Origin of the sequence: Phenylobacterium sp. (assembly GCF_035276905.1) — a bacterium.
GTDB lineage: Bacteria > Pseudomonadota > Alphaproteobacteria > Caulobacterales > Caulobacteraceae > Phenylobacterium.
In genome coordinates this window covers 1-6,303 of record NZ_DATELG010000065.1, presented here as the reverse complement: position 1 = coordinate 6,303, position 6,303 = coordinate 1, and the positions used below count along the sequence as shown (strand labels likewise).

The 6,303-nt window shown below is 66.3% G+C and carries 3 protein-coding genes; 2 read left to right on the top strand and 1 reads right to left on the bottom strand.

The genetic code is table 11. The features are described 5' to 3' along the window. Positions 1–1,718 (bottom strand): hypothetical protein (locus VJS38_RS02580; protein WP_324086589.1); only part of this gene is annotated, 1,718 nt, incomplete at its 3' end. Positions 1,719–2,197: 479 nt separating this feature from the next. Between VJS38_RS02580 and recA the strand changes: the two genes are divergently transcribed. Both recA and alaS read left to right on the top strand, forming a co-directional pair. Continuing rightward, positions 2,198–3,265 (top strand): recombinase RecA, encoded by a 1,068-nt coding sequence (gene recA, locus VJS38_RS02575; protein WP_324086588.1) that lies wholly within the window; start codon positions 2,198–2,200, stop codon positions 3,263–3,265. Between the two features lie 464 nt (positions 3,266–3,729). Then, on the top strand, positions 3,730–6,303 hold a 2,574-nt coding region (gene alaS / locus VJS38_RS02570), incomplete at its 3' end, for an alanine--tRNA ligase (RefSeq protein WP_324086587.1).

The following is a 6,303-nucleotide window of genomic DNA, read 5'->3' as shown; positions in this document are numbered from 1 at the left end:
TCCAGGAGTTCTTTGAATTTCTGATCGATGTCGCTCTCGAAGACTTTCTCGTCGTTGTTCCACGTGATGTTAGACAGCGGCATGTCGGAGGCAATGTAGTCGTAGTAATGGTATTCCTCACTTAGCAGCCAGATGTCGTGGTCGGTGACCTCGGTGCTATCCTTGCGCATTGGAAAGAAGATGCTATGGATGATCCGTTCATCCTTGCGGCGCGCGCCATCGGCTTGGGCCTGCACCGCCAGGTTACGTCCGCAAGCCAGCTCAAGAACCTCGACCACGCAGGCACGCCGCACGATCAGTTGCGAGAGGTTGGCCATGTCGAAGTTCTTCAATGACGCGGTGTATTTCCACGATAGCTCGTTGATCTTCCTGCGGAAATCAGGCGAGTCCGGCTCGGAAGCGACAATCTCTTCCTTGAGCCGATAGATTTCGGCCGTCTCGTCGATGACCTTTTCCTGGTACTTCTTCAGTACCCGCTCGACAATCTTCTGCGCGGGTTCGCCATAGACAATCCGGGTGGACGTGTCGGACAGCATCGCCTCGGTGACCCCGTACTGGTCGGCGAGGTCCTTGATCACCTCTTCTTTCTTCCAGTCCGCGGGGACCACCATCGCTTCGATAACAGGGTCAATCGCGGCGTGGATCGTCTCGTAAGAGATCCGTTCCGTCGGGAAGAGCCCGCCCGTCTCAAGTTCGTCTGGAATGTTGTCGAAGTTGTCGCGCTGCTCGTTGACGTTTTGGTCAAGGAAGTCGCTCTCGATCAGTACGATGTGGTGGTGTCCACCAACGGGATTGTTCTGTTCGGTCCGGGTGCGGAGATAGTGACCGGTGATGTCGCGCACCGGCGAAAACTTGGCGCAGAAGGCGATGGCATTGCGCGGCAGGTCAAACGAGGTCGCGTCGAGTTGGTAATGCGACAGCTTGAAGGTCTGGAATGTCCCCAGGCCCGCGCCCGTCATCGGATCACGTTCCTCGACCTGAACCCACCGCGTGGTTGTCACAACCGGCAGGTCGGCCGGCTGCAGGACTTCAGTCTCATCGGGCTGCTCCCAGTGGCGAGTCGAAAAGACGATCTTGAAGTCGCCCAGCTGGGCCGACAGGCCTACCAGGCGCTGCAGGAACGCCAGGAGCATCTGTTTCTTCAGCGTCGGCGCTGAAAACAACGTGCTCAGGAGGGTGTCTGGCGCCAGGCGCTCCCGCGCGGAGTCCTTGAAGTTCCGCAGTTGGATGGTCGTGCCGATCGCGGCCGCCTCGCCAGTGCCCAGGACGAAATCGTCGAACTCGATCTGCTTTTGGGGTTCAGCATAGATCATCTGACGCCGGAGCACCTCGCCGTCGCGGCGGAAGGTGCTGTCGATCGTCATGCCGGCGAAATGGTGGAAGAACTGGATACGGCCCGCGCCCTTGCATTTGCCGATGCCCGCGATGGCCAGATCGTCCTTGTAGGACGTGTCCTTAGTCAGGAAAGCCTTCAGTTGAGCCTCCCCCAAGCCGCAACCGTTATCGGCGCAGCTGACCGTCATCACGTCTTGATCGCCGAAGAGCCCAGCCTTTTGGAAGGCGACCTCGACTCGGACGCTTAGGTCGGGTGCGGTCGGCTCGCTGTCCTTTCGGATGAGGTAGGAGTCGATTGCGTTGGAGATCAGCTCTTCGAAAACGACATAGGGGTTCGAGCTCAGCTTCGTGTTTTTGAGGCTGCCTCGGATATCGAGCGTCATAGTCGTTTCAAGCGATTTCACAGGCCAAATCTGGCCACTTCAGGCCAGTCCTTCGGATGCAAGTCAAGCCAGCAACCTAAGCGCGCGTCCTTCAAGGTTGACCGCCGCACGAGAGGTCGGGCCCGCGATCTTGGCCGGCGGGATGAGATTGGACGCTGCCTGCGTCAGTATCGGTCGTCCCCGAGAATTACGGATTCCGGCCGAACCCATGCAGCGATTGGTCTCGGCCTTGGCGCGAGGCTTGGCCGCCACGGCTCGAATGACCCTTTCGAGCGGCGACTAAGAGTCCGGAGCACGCCTGTGGTAGGGGCCTGCGTGCAATCAGCTCTTCGCTATACCCCCGGCAAGCGCCGCGACAGAACATCTTGCGAACATAGAACAAAGGGCGTACGAACGAGTTCTGGCGCGACGCGGCGTCCTGGGGGCTTTCAGAACCCGCGGCAGGGCGGCGGAATCGTGGATATAAGGGGCTCGGACCAATGACTCAGTCGGCGTTGAGGCTCGTGGCGAAAGAAGACGGAGACAAGCAGCGGGCCCTCGAGGCGGCGCTGGCGCAGATCGATCGGGCCTTCGGCAAGGGCTCGGTGATGAAGCTCGGCGACAAGGGCAAGGTGGTGGAGATCGAATCCGTCTCCACCGGCTCGCTCGGCCTCGACCTGGCGCTGGGCATCGGCGGCCTGCCGAAGGGCCGCATTGTCGAGATCTACGGGCCGGAATCCTCCGGCAAGACGACACTGGCGCTGCACGTCGTGGCCGAGGTGCAGAAGGCCGGCGGCGTCGCCGCCTTCGTCGACGCCGAGCACGCGCTCGACCCGTCCTACGCCCACAAGCTGGGCGTCAACCTCGACGACCTGCTGGTCTCGCAGCCGGACACCGGCGAGCAGGCGCTGGAGATCACCGACACCCTGGTGCGCTCGGGCGCCATCGACGTGATCGTCATCGACTCCGTGGCGGCGCTGACGCCCAGGGCGGAGATCGAGGGCGAGATGGGCGACCAGCTGCCCGGCCTGCAGGCCCGCCTGATGAGCCAGGCGCTGCGCAAGCTCACCGCCTCGATCTCCAAAGCCAAGACCCTGGTGATCTTCATCAACCAGATCCGCATGAAGATCGGGGTGATGTACGGCAGCCCGGAGACCACCACCGGCGGCAATGCGCTGAAGTTCTACGCCTCGGTGCGCCTCGACATCCGCCGCACCGGCTCGGTCAAGGTGCGCGACGAGATCATCGGCAACAACGTCCGGGTGAAGGTGGTCAAGAACAAGGTCGCCCCGCCGTTCCGTGAGGTCGAGTTCGACATCATGTACGGCCAGGGGATCTCCAAGCTGGGCGAGATCATCGACCTGGGCGTCAAGGCCGGCGTGATCGAGAAGTCCGGCTCCTGGTTCTCCTGGAACAGCCAGCGGATCGGCCAGGGGCGCGACAACGTGCGCGAGTTCCTCAAGGCCAATCCGGACATCGCGAGCGAGATCGAGAAGCAGGTCCGCGGCCGCAAGGAATCCATCGAGGAGGAGCTGCTGGTCGGCGGTCCCGAGGACGAGGCGGAGTAGGGTTCAAGAAGCGGCCCAGGCTGGGGCGGAATGCGGCGGCGAGGGGCGGAATTGGGGCGAAAGCCGAGGTTTTCCGCCCAAGTCGCTCCCACAAATCGCCTTTTTCACTGCCTAGCTTGGCTCCCATAGCAGAGCTTCCTCTCCGGCTCTGGGCGCGCCCCCGAGGCGACCGGCCTCCCCCTGCACCCCCCGGCCGGTCGCTTCCGCCCCCACCCGTGCGGTCAGGGCCGGAGAGGTGTTCGAGGACGTCTGGGTCCGCCCAGGCGTCCTTCTCTTTTTCCGGCGCTCGGTTCGCCCCCTTGCGCGCCCGGGCGGCGCGGTCCGGGCCGGCCCGCGGCTTCTCCACCCTGCAGCGCCTTGGCCGCTTTCCCTTTCCGGAGGGGCGCCTTAAACGCCAATCGTCCCCACATTCGGGGGACCGGCGAGGCCCTCGCCGTGACCTGACCGACGCGTGAACCTGATCCATGGCGAGCCTGAACGAGATCCGCAGCCACTTCCTGGACTACTTCCGGCGCAAGGACCACGCCGTGGCGGCCTCGGCTCCGCTCGTCCCGCAGAACGACCCCACCTTGCTGTTCGTCAACGCCGGCATGGTGCCGTTCAAGAACTACTTCACCGGCGCCGAAGCCTCGCCGTGGCCGAGGGCGGCCTCGTCGCAGAAATGCGTGCGCGCCGGCGGCAAGCACAACGACCTCGACAACGTCGGCTACACGGCCCGCCACCACACCTTCTTCGAGATGCTGGGGAACTTCTCCTTCGGCGACTATTTCAAGGACGGGGCGATCGAGGCCGCCTGGACGCTGCTGACCAAGGAGTTCCAACTCCCGGTCGAGAAGCTGCTCGTCACCGTCTACGCCGAGGATGACGAGGCCCATGGCCTGTGGAAGAAGATCGCCGGCCTGCCGGACGAGAAGATCATCCGCATCGCCACGTCCGACAACTTCTGGTCCATGGGCGACACCGGCCCCTGCGGCCCCTGCTCGGAGATCTTTTACGACCACGGCGCCCACATCCCCGGCGGCCCGCCCGGCAGTCCGGACCAGGACGGCGACCGGTTCGTGGAGATCTGGAACCTGGTCTTCATGCAGTTCGAGCAGCACGCGAACGGCGAGCGCACCCGCCTGCCCAAGCCCTCGATCGACACCGGCATGGGCCTGGAGCGGGTGGCCGCGGTGCTGCAGGGCGTGCACGACAACTATGACGTCGACCTGTTCCGCGACCTGATCGCCGCCGCCAAGCGCGAGCTGCACGCCGAGGGCGCCGAGAGCACGCCGTCGCACCGGGTGATCGCCGACCACCTGCGCTCGACCAGCTTCCTGATCGCCGACGGGGTGACGCCCTCGAACGAGGGCCGCGGCTATGTGCTGCGCCGGATCATGCGCCGCGCCATGCGCCACGCCCATCTGCTGGGCGCCGAGGAGCCGCTGATGCATCGCATCGCGCCGGACCTGGTGCGGCTGATGGGCGAGGCCTATCCGGAGCTGAAGCGCGCCGAGCACGCCATCGTCGACACCCTGCGCCAGGAGGAGGAGCGGTTCCGCCGCACGCTCGGCCGCGGCATGAGCCTGCTGGACGAGGCGACATCTGGCCTCGCCGAGGGCGACGTGCTTTCGGGCGAGACGGCCTTCAAGCTCTACGACACCTACGGCTTCCCGCTCGACCTGACCCAGGACGCGGTGCGGGCGAAGGGCCTGACCGTCGACCTCGACGGGTTCGATGCGGCCATGGCGCGCCAGCGCGAGCAGGCGCGCGAAGCCTGGACCGGCTCCGGCCAGGTGGCGGCCGCCGCCGAATGGTTCGCCATCCGCGACCGGCTGGGGCCGACCGACTTCATCGGCTACGAGGAGATCGAGACTGTCGCCGAGCTTCTGGTGCTGGCGGCGGACGGCGCCGAGGTCGAGCGCGCCGGCGCCGGCCAGCGGGTCCAGGCGCTGTTCGACCGCACCCCCTTCTATGCCGAAAGCGGCGGCCAGGCGGGCGACCAGGGCGAGGTGGAGTGGACCGGTGGCAAGGCCCGGGTCCGCGACGTCCAGAAGCAGGCCGGCGACCTGAACGTCCACGACCTGGAGATCCTCGAGGGCGAGCTTTCGCCCGGCGCCCGCGTGCGCCTGGCGGTCGACGCCGAGCGGCGGCGGACCACCCGGGCCAACCACTCCGCCACCCACCTGCTGCATGCGGCCTTGCGCAACGTGCTTGGGCCGCACGTGACCCAGAAGGGCCAGATGGTCGACGGCGAGCGGATCCGCTTCGACTTCAGCCACGGCCAGCCGCTGACCCCCGACGAGATCGACCGCATCGAGGCGGAGGTGAACGCGGTGGTGCGCCAGAACCTGCCGGCCGAGACCCAGCTGATGGCCCCGGCCGACGCCATCGAGAAGGGCGCCATGGCGCTGTTCGGCGAGAAGTACGGCGAGAGCGTGCGCGTGCTGACGCTTGGCCGGGCGCTGGGCGGCCAGGGCGCCTATTCGGTGGAGCTGTGCGGCGGGACCCACGTCGCGCGCACCGGCGACATCGCCCTCTTCAAGGTCGTCTCCGAACAGGGCGTGGCCGCGGGCGTGCGGCGGATCGAGGCGCTCACCGGCGAGGCGGCGCGCCGCTGGCTGCTGGAGCAGGCGGCGGTGGCCAAGGGCCTGGCCGACCAGTTCAAGGTCCCGGTGGTCGAGGTCACCGCCCGCGTCGAAGCGCTGGAGGCCCAACGCCGCAAGCTGGAGAAGGAACTCTCCGAGGCCAAGCGCCAGCTCGCCATGGGCGGCGGGGGCGGAGCCGCCGCCGGGCCGGAGGAGATCGGCGGCACCCAGGTGATGGCGCGCGTCATGGAGGGCGTCGGCGGCAAGGACCTCAGGCCCATCACCGAGGAATTCAAGAAGCAGCTGGCCGACGGCGTCATCGCCCTGGTCGGCGTGGCCGACGGCAAGGCGGCGGTGACCGTCGCCGTGACCGGCGCGGCGCAGCGCCGCTTCAACGCCGCCGAACTCGCCAAGGCCGCGGTGCTGGCCATGGGCGGCCAGGGCGCGGGCGGCCGGCCGGACTTCGCCCAG

Excerpts from the sequence above, each read along its gene's own strand:
- recA (WP_324086588.1), top strand. The coding sequence starts at position 2,198 with ATGACTCAGTCGGCGTTGAGGCTCGTGGCGAAAGAAGACGGAGACAAG.